General features: G+C 67.0%; 17 protein-coding genes and 1 tRNA gene. 6 read left to right on the top strand and 12 right to left on the bottom strand.

Annotated elements, in window-relative coordinates; translation table 11 throughout:
* Positions 1-91: 91 nt before the first annotated feature.
* From ACFVYE_RS43290 to ACFVYE_RS43280, 3 genes are all read right to left on the bottom strand, one after another.
* The gene (locus ACFVYE_RS43290; protein ID WP_383968793.1) at positions 92-1465 is read right to left on the bottom strand and encodes a hypothetical protein; all 1374 of its coding nucleotides are present in this window, start codon (positions 1463-1465) and stop codon (positions 92-94) included.
* A complete protein-coding gene (locus tag ACFVYE_RS43285; protein ID WP_383968847.1) occupies positions 1465-3309 on the bottom strand; it encodes a VWA domain-containing protein in 1845 nt (614 codons plus the stop codon). The genes ACFVYE_RS43290 and ACFVYE_RS43285 overlap by 1 nt, the downstream gene beginning before the upstream one ends.
* Before the next feature lie 235 nt (positions 3310-3544).
* The gene (locus ACFVYE_RS43280; protein ID WP_003958712.1) at positions 3545-3679 is read right to left on the bottom strand and encodes a DLW-39 family protein; all 135 of its coding nucleotides are present in this window, start codon (positions 3677-3679) and stop codon (positions 3545-3547) included.
* Positions 3680-3998: 319 nt separating this feature from the next.
* Here ACFVYE_RS43280 and ACFVYE_RS43275 point away from each other — a divergent pair, with 319 nt between their 5' ends.
* Positions 3999-4370 (top strand): DUF6344 domain-containing protein, encoded by a 372-nt coding sequence (locus ACFVYE_RS43275; protein WP_383968795.1) that lies wholly within the window; start codon positions 3999-4001, stop codon positions 4368-4370.
* Positions 4371-4984: 614 nt separating this feature from the next.
* On the opposite strand, the gene ACFVYE_RS43270 is transcribed toward ACFVYE_RS43275, so the two are convergent.
* The 9 genes from ACFVYE_RS43270 to dnaA all read right to left on the bottom strand — a co-directional run bounded on the left by ACFVYE_RS43270 (position 4985) and on the right by dnaA (position 17749).
* A tRNA-Ile gene (locus tag ACFVYE_RS43270) sits at positions 4985-5061 on the bottom strand.
* 70 nt (positions 5062-5131) lie between these two features.
* Positions 5132-5710: a DUF3566 domain-containing protein gene (locus ACFVYE_RS43265; RefSeq protein ID WP_383968797.1), complete on the bottom strand. Its 579-nt coding sequence runs from the start codon at positions 5708-5710 to the stop codon at positions 5132-5134.
* 93 nt (positions 5711-5803) lie between these two features.
* Positions 5804-8446: a DNA gyrase subunit A gene (gene gyrA, locus ACFVYE_RS43260; RefSeq protein WP_383968800.1), complete on the bottom strand. Its 2643-nt coding sequence runs from the start codon at positions 8444-8446 to the stop codon at positions 5804-5806.
* 46 nt (positions 8447-8492) lie between these two features.
* Positions 8493-10580 (bottom strand): DNA topoisomerase (ATP-hydrolyzing) subunit B, encoded by a 2088-nt coding sequence (gyrB, locus tag ACFVYE_RS43255; protein ID WP_383968803.1) that lies wholly within the window; start codon positions 10578-10580, stop codon positions 8493-8495.
* A gap of 402 nt (positions 10581-10982) precedes the next feature.
* Positions 10983-11564, bottom strand: a complete 582-nt coding sequence (locus ACFVYE_RS43250) for a DUF721 domain-containing protein (protein WP_383968805.1) — start codon at positions 11562-11564, stop codon at positions 10983-10985.
* Positions 11561-12691 carry a DNA replication/repair protein RecF gene (gene recF / locus ACFVYE_RS43245; RefSeq protein ID WP_383968808.1) on the bottom strand — a complete coding sequence of 377 codons (1131 nt, stop codon included), beginning with the start codon at positions 12689-12691 and terminating at the stop codon, positions 11561-11563. The genes ACFVYE_RS43250 and recF overlap by 4 nt, the downstream gene beginning before the upstream one ends.
* 86 nt (positions 12692-12777) lie before the next feature.
* On the bottom strand, positions 12778-13656 hold the full coding sequence (gene gnd / locus ACFVYE_RS43240) for a phosphogluconate dehydrogenase (NAD(+)-dependent, decarboxylating) (RefSeq protein WP_383968811.1): 879 nt from the start codon (positions 13654-13656) through the stop codon (positions 12778-12780).
* A gap of 131 nt (positions 13657-13787) precedes the next feature.
* On the bottom strand, positions 13788-14918 hold the full coding sequence (gene dnaN / locus ACFVYE_RS43235; RefSeq protein WP_351072338.1) for a DNA polymerase III subunit beta: 1131 nt from the start codon (positions 14916-14918) through the stop codon (positions 13788-13790).
* Positions 14919-15946: 1028 nt separating this feature from the next.
* Positions 15947-17749, bottom strand: a complete 1803-nt coding sequence (dnaA, locus tag ACFVYE_RS43230) for a chromosomal replication initiator protein DnaA (RefSeq protein ID WP_383968815.1) — start codon at positions 17747-17749, stop codon at positions 15947-15949.
* A 380-nt stretch (positions 17750-18129) separates the two neighbouring features.
* On the opposite strand from dnaA, the gene rpmH reads away from it, so the two are divergent.
* Genes rpmH through ACFVYE_RS43205 form a run of 5 tightly spaced genes read left to right on the top strand, consistent with a single transcriptional unit; the run spans position 18130 to position 20806 of the window.
* The gene (gene rpmH / locus ACFVYE_RS43225) at positions 18130-18267 is read left to right on the top strand and encodes a 50S ribosomal protein L34 (RefSeq protein WP_030930485.1); all 138 of its coding nucleotides are present in this window, start codon (positions 18130-18132) and stop codon (positions 18265-18267) included.
* An 18-nt stretch (positions 18268-18285) separates the two neighbouring features.
* A complete protein-coding gene (gene rnpA / locus ACFVYE_RS43220; RefSeq protein WP_078852784.1) occupies positions 18286-18657 on the top strand; it encodes a ribonuclease P protein component in 372 nt (123 codons plus the stop codon).
* Positions 18654-19013: a membrane protein insertion efficiency factor YidD gene (gene yidD / locus ACFVYE_RS43215; protein WP_383968818.1), complete on the top strand. Its 360-nt coding sequence runs from the start codon at positions 18654-18656 to the stop codon at positions 19011-19013. Before rnpA ends, yidD begins: the two co-directional genes overlap by 4 nt.
* A 3-nt stretch (positions 19014-19016) precedes the next feature.
* Complete coding sequence (gene yidC / locus ACFVYE_RS43210; protein WP_383968821.1) at positions 19017-20282, top strand: membrane protein insertase YidC; 1266 nt, start codon at positions 19017-19019, stop codon at positions 20280-20282.
* Between the two features lie 14 nt (positions 20283-20296).
* Positions 20297-20806 carry a R3H domain-containing nucleic acid-binding protein gene (locus tag ACFVYE_RS43205; protein ID WP_114245516.1) on the top strand — a complete coding sequence of 170 codons (510 nt, stop codon included), beginning with the start codon at positions 20297-20299 and terminating at the stop codon, positions 20804-20806.
* The last annotated feature ends 21 nt before the right edge of the window (positions 20807-20827 follow it).

The following is a 20827-nucleotide window of genomic DNA, read 5'->3' as shown; positions in this document are numbered from 1 at the left end:
GAGCGTTTGCGCCGTGGCATGGTGCGCCTTTCCCTTTTGCGGCGCCGGGCGGGGCCCCCGCCCTGCCGTACGCGGCGGGGCTCCGGCCCGGCTACCAGGCCTGCGGCGGCCCTCCGTACGGCGGTTGCCCGCCCACGGCCGGGCCTCCCGCAACCGGCCCGTTCGAACCGATCGCGGCCGCCTGGGCGGTGACCGCGCGGCGCCGTGCCAGCAGCGTCCACACACCCAGCCCGAGCACCAGCACCGCACCCACGCCGATCCCGGCCACGCCGACCATCCTCATGGTGTCGCTCTCGGCCGCCTCGGGGCCGCTCTGGCCGCTCCTCGCCATGTCCTTGTCGTCCTGCGTGACCGAGAAGATCCCGGCATCCCCCGCGTACGGCGACTTCCCCGCCGTCCCCTCGACCTTGATCCTGAGGGTCAGCGGAATCGCCTTGTCGCCATACGACTTCGCGATCTCCGGGCTGAGGGACACCGACAGGTAGTACCAGCCGGCGAACCTCATGGCGCTGTCACTGCTGGTGGAGTCGTAGCGGTTCTCGTACGCCACCGGAGGCAGCGGATCCATCGACACGGACGCGGGCTTGCCGGAGTACGACAGCGGCGACGCGTCGTCGACATGGCCGTGCGCCGGGTTGTCCAGGGACATCGCGAGCGCGTTGCCGATGTATTCGTCCGAGGCGTTGTTGTTGCTCAGGTCGGCGGTGGCGAAGATCTGCTGGCCCCAGTCCACCGGCACCCTGTAGAAGCGGGTCTGTCCGGGTGCGATGCTGTCGTGCCACTCGCCGGTCTCCAGGCTGGTCGCGTCGTAGTAGCCGGTACCGCCCGACCGCTTCTGCGGAGCTGTGGTGGGCGGCACGGGCGACGCCGACGGCCAGTTCTCCGGCGCCCGGGTCGGCACCGAACCGCCCGCTTCCAGCTGCGGCTCCGACTCGTAGCGCAGTTCCAGGTCCCACTCATCGGATGCCGAGGTGGCCTTGCTCTCCCGCTCGATCAGGACGTTGTACGTTCCGGCTTCCTGACAGGTGCTGCTGTCCTTCTGCATGATCCGGTAGGCGTACGCCGCGATCGGACGCGGAAATTCCGCCGACTCGAACCGTGCGTCCTCCGAACTGCACTGCAGGTCGGCGCTATCCCTGATGCTGACCGTGATCCCGTCCCCGTAGGCAACCTTGCCGCCGCCCTTGGGCACAACCACCGCCGAGACGTACGCGTTCGTCTTCGCGTCGAGGTCCAGACGGTAGTAGAGCTTCTCGCCTCTCTTGATGGAGCTCTTGTAGACCGATCCGGGCGTGAGTGCCGACGCCTCGGTGCTGACCTCCGCACCGCTGACCTTCTTCGCCCCGGGATCGAAGGTGTACGCAGCACTCTCCCCGTCCGCGTACGCCTGCCCCGGCAGCGCCGCCGCCACGCACATCGCCGCGACCGCGGCCAGCGCCACCCGGCCCCTGTTGCGCTGCCTCATCACGCGCTTCCCCTCGTCGTCTGTGTGGCCCGCCTGCGACGCCCGCGTACGGACACGAGCCCCGCGATCACCACCACCACGGCGCCCGCACCGGCAGCGGCCGCAATGCCGGTCCATCCTGCCCCGCCCGTACCGCCGCTGTCTCCGACGCCGCTCGAATTGCCCTCTTTGTCCGCCTTCTTGGCCACGGCAGAAGCATGGTGTTCGGGGCCGGCCAGCTCGTCGCCGAGCACCGACACCCGCAGCACCACACCGATCTGCGGGTTCTCCGCGATATCGGCGGCCCTCGCCCCCAGCGTCACCGAGATGTAGAAGTCACCCCCGGCATGTACCGGCTGGACATTGGAGCGGTTCTCGTAGCGGTTGGTCCAGGCGACCGGCACCCCCCCCATCCTGATCGCCGCCGGACGACCGTTGTACATGGCCGTCGAGGTGAACTCGCCCCCTCCGGTGAGCGGGAAACGAGCGGGGGTGAACAGCTGGGTCGCCCCGTACGAGTACGTGGAGGTACCGCGCTCCACCGTGGGCTCGTTCGCGAACTCCACGTCGTAGCGCACCTGCTGGCCCCAGCCGGCCGGGACCTTGTACCAGAGGGTCTGCGACGGAAGAATCCGGTCGCGCCACACGCCCCGGCCGAGCTCCTTGGCATCGTTGAAGCCGGTGCCGCCCCGCACATCGCGGGGGTCGCCCGTGGGCAGCACGGCGTCCTTGCCGCCCTTGCCGTACTCCGGCTGTGACTGGGCGGGCGTGACGCCCTTCTCCAGCGGCGCCTCCACCCCATAAAGGAGTTCTAGCGGCCAACGCGCGGCATCGGAGCCCTTCTTGCTCTCCCGCTCCACCACCAGCCAGTACCGGCCCGCCCGGTCGCAGGCGTGGTTGCCCTCCTCCGCGGGGATACGGGCGACCGCCGAGGTCAGCGGGGTCGCACCCTCCTTCTGGTAGAAGTGCGCGGTGTCCGTCACGCAGGAACTGCCGGTGCCGTACACGATGCCGGTGCGCAGTGCGTCGAAGGTGTCGACGGCCGCCCCGGGCTGCGGCACCGCCGTCGCCGAGAAGTCCACCGCCGAAACGGCATCCAGGTCGACGGCGTAGTACCGCTTCTCACCGGGTCCGATGGTGTCCAGATACTGCCCTGGTACGAGCACGGGTGCCACCGCCCCCGTGCTCGTGCCCTCGACCCGCTCGCCCCGGAACCGGTAGCCGTCCGCGGAGAGTTGCGACGCCCGTTGCAGCTGCCGGGCCAGCGACTCGGCATCCGGTGCGTCGTAGTAGCGGCCGTTGCCGGCCGCCGCGATGCATTCGAGCTGTTCGCGGGCCGCGCCCTTCACCTGGAAGCCGACCGTGTCGATCCGTAGCCCGACCCCCTCCTTGCCGAGCTGCTCGGCGACCTCGCAGGGCTGCGGCGTACCGCAGTTGTCCTCGCCGTCGGAGATCAGCAGGACCGTGCGCGTGCCGATGGCACCGCCCGCGGGCCGCGGAAGGTCCTCGGCCGCCTTCTGCAACGACAGCCCGATGGGAGTGTCGCCCTTGGGCCGTACGGCCGCCACAGCCCGCTTCACGGCTTCCCTGTCGAGCCCCTGCACCGGCTGTACGAGCCTGGTGTCCGTGCAGCCCTGAGGACGGTCCGCGCCGTACACCCGCAGTCCGGTCGGATATCCGTCGGGAAGGCCGTCGACGACGGTGCCGACGGCCGTACGGGCGCTCTCCATCCGGGTACGCCCCGTGCCGTCGTCGTCCCCCATGGATCCGGACGAGTCGAGCACCATGACCAGGCTGCTGCCCGAGCCGGGTCGGGGGGTCTCAGAAGTGGCGGGTGCACCACCCGGGGCCGCCGCGGCCGGCATCGCGCCCGCCACCAGGGCGAGCAGCGCCCCGCCGATCCATGCCCCCGCAGCTGCAGTACGGCGGTGGTGGTCCCGTGCCTTCACTTGTGCCCCCTCGACCGAAAAACCCGGCTGTTTTGCTCTCGCAACCTATTGATTTGCTTAGGTGAACTCAAGAGCACAGGCGTCACGGTCCCGCAACAGCACGAAGCCCCGGCCGCTCAGCGACCGGGGCCCGTAATCAGGCTGTTCTGTCTCACACACCCGAACCTGCGGGCACGGAGTCAGTCGCCTCCGTCCACAGATCCTGCTCGGCGCGATCCGCCTGGATCTGGCGGTACACGAGGAGCCCGCCGATGGCGGCCAGTGCGACCAGGAGAAGCTTCTTCACCGCGCGACCTCGTCTTTCCTTGACGTAGGGGACTTCTGCCGCCCGACTATACACACCGGCCGATATCGATCGGTGACCTACCTGCGGCCCAACTGGCGTCCAGGGAAAAGCGATCATCCAAGGATCGCTCCGCGGATCGTCCCGGCCACAGGACCCGGCCACTCCGATCACCCCGCACAAGCCCGTCAAGGCCGGTTGAACCATACGAGTGGTGTTCATCTGAAGATCGGTGGATCGGTGGCGTCGGTCCACGGAATCGCGGGCCACATCCACATCATCAGAAAGGTAAGCAAACCGGACCACCCGAAAGCGAGGGGCCATGAGCACCTTCAAGGCCAAGAACATCTGGACCGCCTTCGTCACCGCCTTCTTCGCACTCCTCGCCGCACTGGGGCTCATGAGCACCCCGGCGGCGGCCACGGAGTCGAGCGCCACGGAGCCGACCACCACGAACCAGGAGCACACGGGTGCGACCGCGGCAATCGCGACCACCCCGTCGGTGCGATGGACCCTTCCGCGTGACAGGGCGCTGCCACCCACGATGAAGCAGCGCATCCGCGCCGAGGCACACGGCTCCTCACCCGCCACCCGGCATCTGTCCGCAGACACGACGGACGCCATGGAGACCAGGAACACCGCCCGCGCCGCCCACGGGGCCCCGGCGGGGGACGCATCCCTCCTCCCGCCGTGAGAGCCGCGCAACTGACGCACAGAGCCCCTGGGCCGGTTCACGCCGGACGGGGGCTTCCTCATGTGCTCAAGCGCCGCTCCGCCCCGCCCCCTGCCGACATGGGGACACGGCACGCCTTCATGCCGTACCGATCCCCACGCACAAGGACCGAGACCGCCCCGGGACCGCGACCCGCAACCCCGTAGACCACTGCCCCTGCACGCGCACCCGGGGACACATCGCACCGACCACACGCAGAAGGAGCCACTCTTCGGCTGAGGTCAGCCGAAGATCGCACGCTCCCAACCATGATCGGCGAGAGGGCTAGGGGCCCTGATGAGCGAAGGCCCACGTGAACCCACGCCACGCCGGTCACGCAGATCAAGAACCCCGCGAGAAGCATCCAACGCGCAAAGGCCCGATCCAGCTTCCCGCGCTCGAAGGGATCCACGTCATCGCTGCTGTCGGACCAACCGCGATCAGTCATGGCACCTCTGCTGTGCCCCCTACAGACCTGAGCCTCGGCACATCGGCCGAAGCCCATGCTCGCCGAGCCCCTGGAAGATGCGCTGATCGCCGATGTCAGCCAGAGATGCCAAAGACCCCCAACCATGATCGGTTGGGGGTCTTTGAACTGGTGGGGCTAACAGGATTTGAACCTGTGGCCTCATCCTTATCAGGGATGCGCTCTAACCAACTGAGCTATAGCCCCGCCGCGCTGTGCGCTGACTTCTGAAGATTAGCGCACGTCGGGGCCAGTCCCAAAATCGATACCCGGCGCCCTACTCGTCCTCGGCCAGCGTGAGCTCGATCCCGCCCACGAAGCCCGCCGACAAGTTGTAGATGAAGGAGCCCAGCGTCGCGAGCGCGGTCGCCAGAACCACATCGATCACAGCGATGACCGAGGTGAAGATGAGGACCCGCGGCAGCGACAGGAACGACTGAAGATCGAAGCCGTTGTTCTCGTTCGAGCCGGTGGCCTCGCTGATCGTGCCGCCCACGGTGGAGAAGACGCCCATCGCGTCCATGACCATCCACAGCACCGCGGCCGCCACCACCGTGCAGATACCGAGCGCGATGGAGAGCAGGAAGCTGACCTTCATCACCGACCACGGGTCGGCCTTGGCCACCCGCAGGCGCGCCTTGCGGGTACGCGGAGTGGTCCTCGCCCCTGTCCGCGGCCGCCGGGCCGCCTGCGCGGCGCCCTGCGCACCCCCCTGCGTCCCGCCCGCGGGCGAGGGGTACGCCTGCGGCGGGTGGTACGGCCCGCTCGCCTGCCCAGGTGCGGGCTCGCGCTCACCGGGCAACGGCCCGGTCGCGTAACCCTCGTACTGGGGCTGAGGCCCCCGAGTGTCCGTCACAGTGCCCCCTTGGGAGTCCGTGGCAGGGCCACGGGCACCGTTCGCTCCAGCTCCGGAAGCGGCCGAACCGGCGCCCGTGGCTCCACTCACGCTCTACTCCTCGTGCTCCCCTGCCGAAGGCGGCGTGCCTTCGACATTGCCCTCGACCGTGCTCTCGGCAGCCTCTGCCGTCACGGCCTCGGCGGCCTCGGCGTCCTCGGACCCCTCGACCTCTTCGGCCTCGCGGCCGGCTTCGGCGTTACGAGCGATACCGACGACGGCATCGCGCTTGCCCAGATTGATCAGTTGGACGCCCATGGTGTCACGGCCCGTCTCCCTGACTTCATTGACTCGCGTACGAATCACACCACCGCCGAGCGTGATGGCGAGGATCTCATCCGTCTCCTCGACCACCAGCGCGCCGACCAGCGAGCCCCTGTCCTCCACGATCTTGGCGGCCTTGATGCCCAGGCCACCACGACCCTGAACGCGGTACTCGTCGACGGGAGTCCGCTTCGCGTACCCACCATCGGTGGCAGTGAACACGAACGTACCCGGCCGGACAACATTCATCGAGAGCAGTTCGTCGCCTTCGCGGAAACTCATGCCCTTGACGCCCGAAGTGGCACGGCCCATCGGGCGCAGCGCATCGTCCGTCGCAGTGAACCTGATCGACTGGGCCTTCTTGCTGATGAGCAGCAGATCGTCCTCGGCCGACACCAGCTCCGCACCGATCAGCTCGTCGGCAGCGCCTTCGGCGCCATCTGCCGTCTCCCGGAGGTTGATGGCGATGACACCACCGGAACGCGGCGAGTCATAGTCCTTCAGCGCGGTCTTCTTCACGAGACCGCCCTTCGTGGCCAGGATCAGATAGGGCGCGGCCTCGTAGTCACGGATCGCCAGGATCTGGGCGATCTGCTCGTCCGGCTGGAAAGCCAGCAGGTTGGCGACATGCTGACCACGGGCATCGCGGCCGGCGTCCGGGAGCTCGTACGCCTTCGCCCGGTACACCCGGCCCTTGTTGGTGAAGAACAGCAGCCAGTGGTGCGTCGTCGACACGAAGAAGTGGTCGACGATGTCGTCTTCCTTGAGCTTCGTACCGCGCACGCCCTTGCCGCCGCGCTTCTGCGAGCGGTAGTCGTCCGTCTTCGTACGCTTCACATAGCCGCCGCGCGAGATCGTGACGACGATGTCCTCCTCGGCGATCAGGTCCTCGATGGACATGTCACCGTCGAAGGGCACCAGCTTGGAACGCCGGTCGTCGCCGAACTTCTCGACGATCGCCGCCAGCTCCTCGCTGACGATCTGACGCTGCCGCTCCGGCGACACCAGGATCGCGTTGTACTCGTTGATCTTCGCCTGGAGCTCGTCATGCTCGGCCGTGATCTTCTGGTGCTCCAGCGCGGCCAGCCGGCGCAGCTGCATCTCCAGGATCGCGTTCGCCTGGATCTCGTCGATCTCCAGCAGGCCCATCAGGCCCTCGCGCGCCACCTCGACCGTCTGGCTGCGCCGGATGAGGGCGATGACCTCGTCGATCGCGTCCAGCGCCTTGAGCAGACCACGCAGAATGTGCGCCCGCTCCTCCGCCTTGCGCAGACGGAACTTCGTACGCCGGACAATGACCTCGATCTGGTGCGTCACCCAGTGGCGGATGAACGCGTCGACCGACAGGGTGCGCGGCACACCGTCGACCAGCGCCAGCATGTTGGCGCCGAAATTGGTCTGCAGATCGGTGTGCTTGTACAGGTTGTTCAGAACGACCTTGGCGACCGCGTCCCGCTTCAGCACGACGACCAGACGCTGACCCGTGCGCGACGAGGTCTCGTCACGGACGTCCGCGATCCCGCCGACCTTGCCGTCCTTCACCAGGTCGGCGATCTTCTGCGCCAGGTTGTCGGGGTTGGTCTGGTACGGAAGCTCCGTGACGACCAGGCACTGCCGGTTCTGGATCTCCTCGACCGCGACGACCGCACGCATCGTGATCGAGCCACGGCCGGTGCGGTACGCCTCCTCGATGCCCTTGCGGCCCACGACGAGCGCACCCGTCGGGAAGTCCGGGCCCTTGATCCGCTCGATCAGCGCGTCCAGAAGCTCCTCCTGCGAGGCCTCCGGGTGCTCCAGATACCACTGGGCGCCGGCCGCGACCTCACGCAGGTTGTGCGGCGGGATGTTGGTCGCCATACCGACCGCGATGCCCGCGGAACCGTTGACCAGCAAGTTCGGGAAGCGCGCCGGCAGAACCGTCGGCTCCTGGTTGCGGCCGTCGTAGTTGTCCTGGAAGTCGACGGTCTCCTCGTCGATGTCCCGGACCATCTCCATGGACAGCGGCATCATCTTGCACTCGGTGTACCGCATGGCGGCGGCCGGGTCGTTGCCCGGAGAACCGAAGTTGCCGTTGGAGTCCACCAGCGGCATGCGCATCGACCAGTGCTGCGCCAGTCGCACCAGCGCGTCGTAGATCGAGGAGTCACCGTGCGGGTGGTACGTACCCATGACGTCACCGACGACACGGGCGCACTTGTAGAAGCCCTTCTCGGGCCGGTAGCCGCCGTCGTACATCGCGTACAGCACCCGGCGGTGAACGGGCTTGAGACCGTCCCGTACGTCGGGCAGCGCACGCGAGACGATCACGGACATCGCGTAGTCGAGGTAGGAGCGCTGCATCTCCGTCTCGAGCCCCACGGGCTCGACACGCATGCCCACGCCGGCGGCGGCGGGCTCCTCTTCAGGTGTCACAGGGGTGTTCTCGTCGGCCATTGCTGGTCAAAGTCCTTTCGAGCGGCGGCTTGCTGGTACGGCCGACTCAGATGTCGAGGAAGCGGACGTCCTTGGCGTTGCGCTGGATGAACGAGCGCCGCGCCTCGACGTCCTCGCCCATCAGCACCGAGAAGAGGTCGTCGGCCTGCGCCGCGTCGTCCAGCGTGACCTGGCCGAGGACCCGGTGGTCGACGTCCATCGTGGTGACGCGCAGTTCCTCGGCGTTCATCTCGCCGAGACCCTTGAAGCGCTGGATCGAGTCTTCCTTGATCCGCTTGCCGTTCTGCTTGCCCAGCTCGACCAGGGCGTCGCGCTCCCGGTCCGAGTACGCGTACTCGAAGTCGTCCCGGCCCCACTTGATCTTGTAGAGCGGCGGGCGGGAGAGATACACGTGCCCGGCCTCGACCAGCGGACGCATGAAGCGGAAGAGGAACGTCAGCAGCAGGGTGTTGATGTGCTGACCGTCGACATCGGCGTCCGCCATCAAGATGATCTTGTGATAGCGGAGCTTCTCGATGTCGAAGTCCTCGTGGACCCCGGTACCGAAGGCCGAAATCAGCGCCTGGACCTCGGTGTTCTGCAGGATCTTGTCGACCCGGGCCTTCTCGACGTTCAGGATCTTGCCGCGGATCGGCAGGATCGCCTGGTACATCGGGTTACGGCCGGACTTCGCCGAACCACCGGCGGAGTCACCCTCGACGATGAAGATCTCGCACTTCGTCGGGTCATTGGACTGGCAGTCACTCAGCTTGCCCGGCAGCGAGGCGCTCTCCAGAAGCCCCTTACGACGGGTCAGATCACGCGCCTTGCGGGCCGCGACACGGGCCGTGGCCGCCGCGATGCCCTTGCGGATGATATCGGCCGCCTCGTTCGGATTGCGGTCGAACCAGTCCGTGAGGTGCTCGTGGACCACCTTCTGAACGAAGGTCTTCGCCTCGGTGTTGCCCAGTTTGGTCTTCGTCTGACCCTCGAACTGCGGCTCACCCAGCTTCACCGAGATGATCGCCGTCAGACCCTCACGGATGTCGTCACCGGTGAGGTTGTCGTCCTTCTCGCGCAGCAGCTTCTTGTCCCGCGCGTACTTGTTGACCAGCGTCGTCAGCGCCGCACGGAAACCCTCCTCGTGCGTACCGCCCTCATGCGTGTGGATCGTATTGGCGAAGGAGTACACACCCTCGCTGTACTGCGTGTTCCACTGCATCGCGATCTCGGCCGAGAGGAGACGCTCCTTGTCCTCGGCCTCGATGTCGATCACCGACTGGTGAATGACATCGCCCTTGCGGGAGTTGAGGTACTTCACGAAGTCGACGATGCCGCCCTCGTAGTGGTACGTGACCGTACGGGCCTGCTCCTCCTCGGCGACCTCGGCCACCTCGGCGACATCCGCACCCGCCGTCGCCTTCGCCGACTCACGCTCGTCGGTGAGCTTGATCGTCAGGCCCTTGTTGAGGAACGCCATCTCCTGGAAGCGGCGCGCCAGGGTCTCGAAGGAGTACTCGGTGGTCTCGAAGATGTCCCCGTCGGCCCAGAAGGTGACCGACGTACCCGACTCCTCGGTGGCCTCGTTACGGGCCAGCGGAGCGGTGGGCACACCGAGCTTGTAGTCCTGGGTCCAGCGGAAACCGTCCCGCTTGACCTCGACGGAGACGCGCGACGACAGCGCGTTCACCACGGAGACACCGACACCGTGCAGACCGCCGGAGACGGCATAACCGCCGCCGCCGAACTTACCGCCGGCGTGCAGCACGGTCAGCACGACCTCGACCGCCGGCTTCTTCTCCGACGGCACGATGTCGACCGGGATGCCACGGCCGTTGTCGATCACACGGACCCCGCCGTCGGCGAGGATCGTGACGTCGATGGTGTCCGCGTGCCCGGCCAGGGCTTCGTCGACCGAGTTGTCGACCACTTCCTGCACCAGGTGGTGCAGACCACGCTCACCGGTCGAGCCGATGTACATGCCAGGTCGCTTACGGACCGCGTCCAGGCCCTCGAGGACGGTGATCGCACTCGCGTCGTACGAGGACCTGACCTCGCCCGGGGCAGTTGCCCCGCCGCTCTCACCAGGTGTGGACGGAATGTTCTCGTTGGGGTTGCCGGAATCGGCCACGAAGCGCCCTTTCTGGCACAGCACAGGCCGTTCTCCGGACAGTCGGGAGCGGCTGCGTCGTTCGGCTTGTAATCGACGAGTCCCGCAAGGATGCGGGATTATCCACCAGTCTACCGGTAGCACCGACATGAATGGGGGTTTGCCGGTACCTGAGTACGCATGTGCCGCCCTGAATGAGCGCCTGACGACTCCCCATATTCAGGACGGCCCCCCAAGAGGCTCACACGGGCATTGAGCGCTTCGGCCTGTCAACCTCTCGCTACCGTGAGGGACGCCCCACTCCCACCGCGTGGTTTCAACCGCCGCACATCGGCACAACACGGACGCGACGGACAGCACCACCGAGAAGACGGCACAAGGCCATGACTCACATCGGAACAGAGCCCCACGGAGCTCAGAAACAGAGAAAAGACCAGCTCAGAGGCCTCATCCGTACGTATCGCCAGGACCGGTGCTCCCCGGCGCCCGCAGCGGACCGAACCTGCGCTGCGGACCCCCCGGCCCCAACACCTTGATCAACCTCACCGTGCCATGCCCGAGATCCGCATTCAGCCGGGCCACCAGCTGAGGCGCCAGCAACCGCAGCTGCGTCGCCCACGCCGTCGAATCGCACTGCACCGTCAGCACCCGCTCGTCCGGATCCTCGTCGTACCGCAGCGGCACACAGTGATTGGCCAGATCCTCACCGACGATCTGCGGCCAGCGCCCCATCACCCCACCCACCGCCGCAGGTGTCTCCCAGCCACGCTCAGTGATCAGACGATTGATCGCAGCACCCAACGGCAACGGGTCACGCCCATCCGCCCGCGCCCCCGAACGCAGCCCACCACCGCGCCTGGCCTGCTTCTTCTGCTGCGCAGCAGCACCACGCGCACGTGCCTGCTCCTTCGCCGCACGCAACGCCACCCGCGCCAGATCGACACCCGACGGCTCCGGCTGCTTCCCTTCCACCGGCCGCTCCTGCGACTGCTCCCCAGAAGGCCCGGATGTCTCACCAGGGCCGCTCACAGCCGCTCCACCTCACCCGCGGACACCGCATACCGCGTCCCCGCCAGCACACCCGGAACATCGTCGTCCACCGCAGCCGTCACCAGCACCTGCTCGCCCGGAGCCACCAACTCCGCCAACCGCTCACGACGTCGCGCATCCAGCTCGGCAAAGACATCGTCCAGCACCAGCACCGGCTCATTGCCCTCGCCGCGCAGCAGATCGTACGAAGCCAGCCGCAGCGCCAACGCATACGACCAGGACTCACCGTGGCTCGCGTACCCCTTGGCCGGCATCCCCCGCAGACCCAGCACCAGATCATCACGGTGCGGACCGACCAACGTCACGCCCCGCTCGATCTCCTGCTTACGCACATCCACCAGGGCCGCGATCAGCTGCTCGTACAGCTCGTCACGGGTGCGGGCCGGCTCCACGCCTGCACCGACCGAACTGCGGTACTCCAGCGCCACCGGACCACCACCCGGCGCCACATCCCCGTACGCCTTGTCAGCCAGCGGCTGCAACGCAGCGATCAGATCCAGCCGCTGTGCCAGCAGCTCCGCACCCACCCGGCCCAGGTGCTGATCCCACACATCGAGCGTGGACAGATCCATCGACCGGCCACCGTGCCTGCGCGCCATCGCCGCGGACTTCAGCAAGGTGTTGCGCTGCTTCAGCACCCGCTCGTAGTCCGAACGCACCCCCGCCATCCGCGGCGAACGCGCCGTGATCAGCTCGTCGAGAAAGCGCCGACGCTCCCCCGGGTCCCCCTTGACCAGCGCCAGATCCTCCGGCGCGAACAGCACCGTACGTACGATCCCCAGCACATCACGCGGCCTGACCTGTGACGATCTATTGATCCGGGCCCGATTGGCCTTGCCCGGATTGAGCTCCAGCTCGACCAGCTGCGAGCGCTCGCCCTGCGTCACGGCAGCCCGGATGACAGCCCGGTCCGCGCCCATGCGCACCAGCGGCGCATCGGAGGAGACCCGATGGCTGCCGAGCGTCGCAAGGTAGCCGACGGCCTCCACCAGATTCGTCTTGCCCTGGCCGTTTGCCCCCACGAAAGCGGTGACGCCCGGATCGAGAGGTACCTCGACCCGGGCGTACGAGCGGAAGTCGGCCAGCGAGAGATGCGTGACATGCATGGGTGTACGCCGACCTTCCCGGCTTCCTGCTCCGTGCTCCGTAGTTACGGGTCGGGCACCTCGGCCCGGCCCGTTCCTCGTTGCGGTTACTTCTTGTTCTCGACCGCGTGGCCGCCGAACTGGTTGCGCAGCGCGGCGATCATCTTCATCTGCGGGGAGTCGTCCTGCCGCGAGGCGAAACGCGCGAAGAGCGACGCGGTGATCGCGGGCAGCGGCACCGCGTTGTCGATCGCGGCCTCCACCGTCCAGCGGCCCTCACCGGAGTCGGCGGCGAAGCCACGGAGCTTGTCGAGGTGCTCGTCGTCGTCCAGCGCGTTGACCGCCAGGTCGAGCAGCCAGGAACGGATGACCGTGCCCTCCTGCCAGGAGCGGAAGACCTCGCGCACATCGGTGACGGAGTCGACCTTCTCCAGCAGCTCCCAGCCCTCGGCGTAGGCCTGCATCATGGCGTACTCGATGCCGTTGTGGACCATCTTCGCGAAGTGGCCGGCGCCGACCTTGCCCGCGTGGACGGAACCGAAGTCGCCCTCGGGCTTCAGCGCGTCGAAGACCGGCTGGACCTTCGCCACGTTCGCGGCGTCGCCGCCGTACATCAGCGCGTAACCGTTCTCCAGGCCCCAGACGCCGCCGGAAACGCCGCAGTCCACGAAGCCGATGCCCTTGATGCCCAGCTCGACCGCGTGCTTCTCGTCGTCCGTCCAGCGGGAGTTTCCGCCGTCCACGACGATGTCACCGGGCGAGAGGAGCCCGGCCAGCTCGTCGATGGTGGCCTGGGTCGGGGCGCCGGCCGGAACCATCACCCAGATGACCCGGGGGCCCTTCAGCTTGCCCACAAGCTCTTCGAGGCTGTGGACATCGGAGACGTCCGGATTGCGGTCGTAACCGATGACGGTGTGGCCTGCGCGGCGGATGCGCTCGCGCATGTTGCCGCCCATCTTGCCGAGGCCGACGAGACCGAGCTCCATCAGAAATTCCTTAAGCGTTGTGCCGATTCGTACCCAAGGCCGAGCCTACGCCCGGCCGGGGACAGACCGACGGGCATGCTCGGCACTGAGCGTGCCCGTCGGGAGCTGTCGTTGCAGGACCGATGAACGGGTCAGCCGGAAAGGCGGACCGGCATGATCAGGTACTTGTACGTGTCATCCGCCTCGGCATCCACGGCCGGGCGGCCGCTGAGCAGCGCAGGCTTGGTGGACGTCGTGAACGAGAGCTGGGCGACCGGGGAGTCGATCGCGCTCAGCCCGTCCAGCAGGAAGGTCGGGTTGAAGGCGATCGAGATGTCGTCACCCTCCAGCACTGCGTCGACCCGCTCCACAGCCTGTGCATCGTCGCTGGAACCCGCCTCCAGGATCAGCACACCCTGCTCGAAGCTGAGCCGCACCGGGGTGTTCCGCTCGGCGACGAGAGCCACACGCTTGACGGCCTCGACGAACGGAGCGGTCTCGATGACCGCGACCGAGTTGAACTCGGTGGGGAACAGCGTCCGGTACTTCGGCAGATCGCCTTCGAGCAGTCGCGTGGTCGTACGCCGGCCCGCGCCCTCGAAACCGATCAGGCCTTCACCGGCTCCCGAGCCGGACAGCGCCAGAGTCACGGTGTCACCGCTGGTCAGCGCCTTGGCGGTGTCCAGCAGCGTCTTGGCGGGCACCAGGGCGACAGCCGAGGCGTCCGGGTTCTCCGGCTTCCAGAGGAACTCGCGGACCGCGAAGCGATAGCGGTCGGTGGAGGCCAGGGTGACGGTCTCGCCCTCGATCTCGATCCGCACACCGGTCAGGACCGGCAGCGTGTCGTCGCGGCCCGCGGCGATGGCGACCTGGGCGGCGGCCGAGGCGAAGACCTCACCCGGGACCGTGCCGGTCGCGGTCGGCATTTCCGGCAGCGCCGGGTACTCCTCCACAGGAAGGGTGTGGAGTGTGAATCGCGAGGAGCCGCAGACCACGGTGGCCCGTACACCGTCTGTGGAAATCTCCACCGGGCGGTTGGGAAGGGCGCGGCAGATGTCGGCGAGCAGCCGGCCGGAGACCAGCACCGTGCCGTCCTCCTCGACCTCGGCGTCCACCGAGACCCGGGCCGAGACCTCGTAGTCGAAGCTGGAGAAGCTGAGGGCGCCGTCCTCAGCCTTCAGCAGAAGGCCCGCAAGAACGGGCGCCGGCGGACGGGCCGGGAGGCTACGGGCCACCCAGGCCACAGCCTCCGCGAGTACATCGCGCTCCACCCGGATCTTCACCGGAACCGCCTCCTGCTGTTGCTCGCTCGCCCTGCTGGCCTTCGTCGTCTGATCGGGTCTCCCACCGGTGACGGCGGGAGGACGCCGGGGACCAGTCTGACGTACGGCACCGACACTCGGTGCTGCTCGGGGTCAAGTCGCGACAAGAGGTTCGAAGAGCTCCGGCGCCGAGTTGTGCACAGGCCCCACTTCGAAGCGGATTCCGGGCTAACTCTAGGTGGCAGTAGTAGTAGGGCCTGTGGAAACCGTGGATAACGTCGTTTCCGCAGGTCAGGCCCGGTTTTTTGTCCACCGACCCTGTGGGTGGCACCGGTGGACAACCCGGCGCTTCTGTGGACACACGAAAGTTCTGCACACCCGATGCACAGGACAGGGGAGGTTCTCCCCAGGGCTGTCCCCAGCTTTACCCACGTTCCCCACAGCCCAACCGACCCTCTTGGTGTGACGCCTTTCACTCGGCGCAGTGAAAGGCGGTGTTGCGTTGCCGAACAGTGGACAGGGGTGTGGAGAAGCTCAAGGAAGCTGGGGACAACACTGCCCGGGCTGTGGGCCGCCGGTGGACAACAGCATCGGCTCCCTGTGGACGAATATTTTGTCCACAGGCTGTGGATCATTGTTGACCACAAATCCCCAGGCCCTTGACCTGGCCTGATGGAGTATCGGCAGTCGCCCCTGTGGAAGCAATATGGACAACTTCCGGATCCCCAGGCTGTGGAAGGGAAAATCTCCCCAGATCTGTGGAGAACGGACGGTCGGCGCCAGGTATTCGAACACCGCGACTGCATCGGAGCCTCGGGGGCCGGGCTCGGAGGGGGCCTTCGAGGCTCCGGAAGGGCTCGGAGAAGGCTTTAGAGGGGGGCGGGAAGGCTTCAAGAAGGCCCCGGAGCGGCAGCTGCAACCCCTCTGGGACGCTCTCCGGGAGGGCTTCGGGCAAGCCTTGGGCAACGCAGAAGGGCGCCTGGGAAACCCTGCGAGGGGTTTTCCAGGCGCCCTTTCAGCGCGTACAGAGAGCGTGTGCCGGTGGTCCGTCAGCCGTTCTTGATGCGGTTGGTGAGCTCGGTGACCTGGTTGTAGATGGAGCGTCGCTCCGCCATCAGCGCACGGATCTTCCGGTCCGCGTGCATCACCGTCGTATGGTCGCGGCCGCCGAACTGAGCACCGATCTTGGGCAGCGAGAGATCGGTCAGCTCCCGGCAGAGGTACATGGCGATCTGGCGGGCCGTCACCAGTACGCGGCTGCGCGAGGTGCCGCAGAGATCGTCGACCGTCAGACCGAAGTAGTCCGCGGTCGCCGCCATGATGGCCGTCGCCGTGATCTCCGGAGCCGAGTCCTCGCCACCCGGGATCAGATCCTTCAGCACATGCTCGGTCAGCCCGAGGTCCACCGGCTGGCGGTTGAGACTGGCGAAGGCCGTGACCCGGATCAGCGCCCCCTCCAGCTCCCTGATGTTCCGGGAGATGCGGGAGGCGATGAACTCCAGTACCTCCGGCGGGGCGTTGAGCTGTTCCTGCACCGCCTTCTTGCGGAGGATCGCGATCCGCGTCTCCAGCTCCGGCGGCTGCACATCGGTGGTCAGACCCCACTCGAAACGGTTCCGCAACCGGTCTTCCAGGGTCACCAGCTGCTTGGGCGGCCGGTCCGAGGAAAGCACGATCTGCTTGTTGGCGTTGTGGAGCGTATTGAAGGTGTGGAAGAACTCCTCCTGCGTCGACTCCTTGCTCGCCAGGAACTGGATGTCGTCGACCAGCAGGATGTCCACATCGCGGTAGCGCTTGCGGAAGGTGTCGCCCTTGCCGTCGCGGATCGAGTTGATGAACTCGTTGGTGAACTCCTCGGAGCTCACGTACCGCACCCTGGTGCCCGGGTAAAGACTGCGGGCGTAGTGCCCGATGGCGTGCAGCAGATGGGTCTTGCCGAGTCCGGACTCCCCATAGATGAAGAGTGGGTTGTACGCCTTGGCGGGGGCTTCGGCGACGGCGACTGCTGCGGCGTGCGCGAATCGGTTGGACGCACCGATGACGAAGGTGTCGAAGAGGTACTTCGGATTCAGCCGGGCCGCAGGCTCGCCGGGGCCGGGCGTGGGAGCGGGCTGTGCGCCCATCGGCCCGGTGGCGCCGCCGGGCCGTCCGGTGCCGGCGCCGGCCTGGCGGTGCTGGGGGTCCTGCATGTCGTGGCGCTCGGAGCGCTGTTGCTCGTAACTCTGGCGCTCGGGCGGCTGCGACCGATAGTCGTGCTGCGGCTGCTGGGGGCGGCCGCCGGCGTACGGCTCGCGCCACTGTTCCGCCGAGGTGTCGCGGTCCTGGAATCCGCCGAGCCGGGGCTGCTGCCAGGAGAGGTCCTCCTGGGTGCGCGGCCACGCGCCGGGGTCGGGGCGCTGCTGCTGGTAGTCGGGGTAGGCGGGCCGGGCGGTCGGCATGCCGTCGTCGGAGGGCCGGTGTCCGTATCCGTCGTATGCGTCGTTGTGCTGACGCTCATCGTGCTGCGGTCCCTGGTAGCGGTGCTGCTGAGGCTGCTGGGACTGGTGCATCGGAGGCGCGGGCGGGCTCGGAGGTTCGCCCGCGGAGTCGTCGACGGTGATCGCGATGCGGATCGGGCGGCCGCACTCGCGGCTCAGCGTCTCGCTGATGAGTGGCGCGAGCCGGCCTTCCAGGACTCGCTTGCCCCATTCATTGGGGACGGCGAGCAGCGCAGTATCGGCGACCAGTGCGAGCGGCTGGCAGCGCTCGATCCACTGCTTGTCCTTCGGCTCGATGCCCTGCTGGCCCTCCCCGAGGAGTTGCTCCAGCACTCGTGGCCACACTGCGGCAAGATCGGCAGGTACATCAGCCACAAGGCACGCTCTCTCGCTGGTCCCACGAATGTGTGGTTCTCGGGACGGGATGGGTCGGGATGGGTGAGGACCGGCAGGCAGGAAGAAAAAGAACCGGAGTTCAGCCACGGTAGTCAGGCCGACCCGCGTGGTTCAAGTTGTTGTCCACAGGCTGTGCACAGTGGGGGGTGCTGGGGAGCCGGTTTGACCGGATGGCGTAGCCGCGCGTACCGTGACCAGGTCGAGTTGTCGATGGCTGCTGCCGCCTGCCTCCGATGGGCAAAGATCACGATCTGTGATTGTGAAGCGGTGCACTAGGGCGTTTACGCGAGTCTCTCGTGGGCGCACGGTGACAGCCAGGCGATGTCCCGCCAACACACGATCATTTCTGGAGCCCCCGAGTGAGCAAGCGCACCTTCCAGCCGAACAACCGTCGTCGCGCGAAGACCCACGGCTTCCGGCTGCGTATGCGCACCCGTGCCGGCCGCGCGATTCTCGCGTCCCGCCGTGGCAAGGGTCGCGCCAACCTGTCCGCCTGATCGCGTACAGGTTATGACGTGCTGCCTACCGAGAATCGGCTGAGGCGGCGCGAGGACTTCGCGACCGCAGTACGTCGAGGACGCCGGGCCGGCCGCCCGCTTCTCGTCGTTCATCTACGCAGCGGTGCAACGGACCCGCACGTGACTGGGGAGAGTGCTCCCCCGCCGCGTGCGGGTTTCGTTGTCAGCAAAGCCGTGGGTGGTGCGGTCGTACGCACAGCGGTGAAGCGCAGGCTTCGCCATCTGGTCCGCGAACGACTGGCCCTGCTGCCCCCCGGTAGCCTGGTTGTCGTACGAGCGCTACCCGGATCGGGTGACGCCGACCATGAACAGCTGGCCCGAGACCTGGATGCCGCACTTCAGCGGCTGCTGGGAGGGGGCGCGCGATGAAGTACCCGCTGCTGGCTCTTATCAAGCTGTATCAGTGGACGATCAGCCCACTTCTCGGGCCTGTCTGCCGTTACTACCCGTCGTGTTCCCACTATGGATATACGGCGATCGACCGGCACGGAGCGATCAAGGGAACTGCGCTGACGGCTTGGCGCATCCTGCGGTGCAATCCGTGGTCACCCGGCGGCGTGGACCATGTTCCACCACGTAAACGTCCGCGTTGGCACGAACTGCTGCGTAATGCCATGCGCGGCAGCAAGGGCGGGGACTCCGCCGCTGATGTGCCTCTCGGGGGGTCGGTTTCCGAATTCCCGAGCCCGGCCGCAGAGACTTCGCCCAAAGCTCAAGGAGCCTGATTAGTGGACACGATTGCCAGTCTGTTCAGCTTTATCACCTGGCCTGTTTCATGGGTCATCGTCCAGTTCCACAAGTTGTACGGAGCGATCTTCGGCGATGACACGGGCTGGGCCTGGGGCCTGTCCATCGTGTCCCTGGTGGTGCTGATCCGGATCTGCCTGATCCCGCTTTTCGTTAAGCAGATCAAGTCGACCCGGAACATGCAGGTGCTCCAGCCGAAGATGAAGGCGATCCAGGAGCGCTACAAGAGCGACAAGCAGCGTCAGTCCGAAGAGATGATGAAGCTGTACAAGGAGACGGGTACCAACCCGCTCTCCTCGTGCCTTCCCATCCTGGCGCAGTCGCCGTTCTTCTTCGCCCTGTATCACGTGCTCTCGGCCATCGCCTCGGGCAAGACGATCGGTGTCATCGACCAGCCGCTGCTCGACAGCGCCCGTCAGGCACACATCTTCGGTGCACCGCTCGCTGCCAAGTTCATGGACAGCGCGGACAAGGTCGAGGCGCTCGGTGCCTCGCTGGCCGACGTCCGCGTCGTCACCGCGGTCATGATCGTGATGATGTCGGCGTCGCAGTTCTTCACCCAGCGCCAGCTGATGACGAAGAACGTCGACCTGACGGTCAAGACGCCCTACATGCAGCAGCAGAAGATGCTGATGTACATCTTCCCGCTGATCTTCGCCGTCATGGGCATCAACTTCCCCGTCGGTGTCCTCGTCTACTGGCTGACCACCAACGTCTGGACCATGGGTCAGCAGATGTACGTGATCAACCAGAACCCGACCCCGGGCAGCAAGGCGCAGGACCACTACCTGGGACGTCTGCTGAAGAGCGTCACCGCTCATGGTGAGGTTCGCGGCAGGACCAAGCGCAATACGGTCAAGCGGATCGTGTCCAAGGGCTCGGATCGCAATGACATCGAGCGGAAGTTCATCACGGGACTGGCCAAGCTGGGCTTCGTCGCCCAGGAGGACGGCACGGTGATCAAGAGCGATTCGGCTCTTGACGAGTCCGAGGGCGGAGCCGCGCAGCGGCGTCAGCAGCCCAAGCGCCAGACCAAGGCCCAGCGTCAGACCGGTGCTGCCCAGCAGGCGGGGGCCAAGGACACCGACTCAACCGAGTCGGGATCCAAGACCTCGCTGCAGAAGCCGGACGCATCGCAGGACGACAAGCCCAAGCCGGCGGGCAAGCCCGCGTCCGGCTCCTCACGCCAAGCCAAGTCCGGACAGCGCAAGGGCCCGCAGCGGCCCAAGCACCCGTCCAAGAAGTAAGAAGGAGTCCATCCGTGACGGAAGGCACCACCTCCACGGCCGCTGAGGGCAGCGACACCTTGACCCGCCTTGAGCAGGAGGGCGAGATCGCAGCGGACTACCTCGAGGGTCTGCTCGACATCGCCGATCTTGACGGCGACATCGACATGGACGTCGAGGCGGACCGGGCCGCGGTCTCGATCATCAGCGACTCGGCACGTGATCTGCAGAAGCTCGTGGGCCGCGACGGTGAAGTGCTGGAGGCGCTCCAGGAGCTGACGCGGCTTGCTGTGCACCGGGAGACCGGTGACCGGAGTCGGCTGATGCTGGACATCGCGGGCTTCCGGGCCAAGAAGCGGGCTGAGCTCGCCGAGCTGGGTGCCAAGGCCGCGGACGAGGTCAAGAGCACCGGTGAGCCGGTGAAGCTGGACCCGATGACGCCGTTCGAGCGCAAGGTTGTGCACGATGCGGTCGCGGCCGCTGGTCTGCGCAGCGAGTCCGAGGGCGAGGAGCCGCAGCGCTTCGTCGTCGTCCTCCCGGCCTGACCGGAACCTTGTTCTGTCGGC

The sequence above is a fragment of the Streptomyces sp. NPDC058239 genome (genome assembly GCF_042882185.1).
Lineage (GTDB): Bacteria > Actinomycetota > Actinomycetes > Streptomycetales > Streptomycetaceae > Streptomyces.
Note: the sequence above shows the minus strand (reverse complement) of the source record. Positions and strands in the feature narration are given on the sequence as shown.